This window comes from Mesorhizobium sp. M7A.F.Ca.CA.001.08.2.1, assembly GCF_003998455.1.
Lineage (GTDB): Bacteria > Pseudomonadota > Alphaproteobacteria > Rhizobiales > Rhizobiaceae > Mesorhizobium > Mesorhizobium ciceri.
In genome coordinates this window covers 1-1,565 of sequence record NZ_RZPW01001084.1, presented here as the reverse complement: position 1 = coordinate 1,565, position 1,565 = coordinate 1, and the positions used below count along the sequence as shown (strand labels likewise).

Genomic DNA, 1,565 nt, shown 5'->3' with positions numbered 1-1,565 from the left:
GGATAAGCGCGCAATCGTGAATTTACCTGCAAACATCACCGACCCGCTCGTGCTGTTCATGCCGTCGGGCAAGCGCGGGCGGTTTCCTGTCGGCACCCCGGTGCTCGATGCCGCGCGCCAGCTCGGCGTCTATGTCGAAAGTGTGTGCGGCGGACGCGCCACTTGCGGGCGTTGCCAGATCGAAGTGCAGGAAGGCAATTTCGCCAAGCACAAGATCACCTCCTCCAACGACCACATCACGCCCAAGGGCGCCAAGGAAGAGCGCTATGAGCGCGTCCGCGGCCTACCCGAACGGCGTCGCCTCTCCTGCTCGGCACAAATCCTCGGCGACCTCGTCATCGACGTGCCGCAGGATACGGTCATCAACGCGCAGACCATCCGCAAGGATGCCGACACCAGGGTCATCGCCCGCGATGCGGCGATCCGCATGTGCTATGTCGAGATCGAAGAACCCGACATGCACAAGCCGCTTGGTGATCTCGACCGGCTGAAGATCGCGCTGATGCACGATTGGGGTTTGAAAAGCCTCGATTTCGATTTTTATCTGCTGCCGCAGGTGCAAGGCATCCTGCGCAAGGGCAACTGGACCGCGACCGCCGCCATCTACAAGGATGCCGACTCTGAGACAGCGCGCGTCGTAGCACTTTGGCCCGGCCTCAAGAACGAAGCCTATGGGCTGGCCTGCGATATCGGCTCGACCACCATCGCCATGCATCTGGTGTCGCTGCTGTCGGGCCGCGTCGCCGCCTCGTCGGGCACCTCGAACCCGCAGATCCGCTTCGGCGAGGATCTGATGAGCCGCGTCTCCTATGTGATGATGAACCCGGACGGCCGCGAGGGCATGACGGTCGCCGTGCGTGAGGCCATTTCGGGTCTCGTCGACAAGGTCTGCGCCGAAGGCAATGTCCAGCGCAACGACATCCTGGACAGCGTCTTCGTTGGCAATCCGATCATGCACCATCTGTTCCTCGGCATCGATCCGACCGAGCTTGGCGGTGCCCCCTTCGCGCTCGCCGTTTCGGGCGCGGTGCACATCAAGGCATCCGACATCGGCCTCAAGCTCAACCAGGGCGCCAGGCTCTATATGCTGCCTTGCATCGCCGGCCATGTCGGTGCGGATGCGGCGGCAGTGACGCTGTCGGAAGGCCCGCATCGCCAGGACGAGATGATGCTGATCGTCGATGTCGGCACCAATGCCGAGATCGTGCTCGGCAATCGCCAGCGGGTGGTTGCGGCCTCCTCGCCCACCGGCCCTGCCTTCGAGGGCGCCGAAATCTCCGGCGGCCAGCGAGCAGCGCCCGGCGCCATCGAGCGCGTGCGCATCGATCCCGATACGCTTGAACCAAAATACCGCGTCATCGGCTCTGAACTGTGGTCCGACGAGCCGGGCTTCCTGGAAAGCGTCCAGGCGACCGGCGTCACCGGCATCTGCGGCTCCGGCATCATCGAAGTGGTGGCGGAGATGTATCTCGCCGGCATCATTTCCGAGGACGGCGTCATCGACGGCGGGCTTTCGGCGCGCTCGCCACGCGTTACGGCCAACGGCCGCACCTTCTCCTATGTGC

At 64.0% G+C, this 1,565-nt stretch carries 1 protein-coding gene; it reads left to right on the top strand.

Annotated elements, in window-relative coordinates:
- Nucleotides 1–16: 16 nt before the first annotated feature.
- Nucleotides 17–1,565: ASKHA domain-containing protein (locus EN914_RS34970; RefSeq protein WP_127389667.1), on the top strand; the 1,549-nt coding region annotated here is incomplete at its 3' end.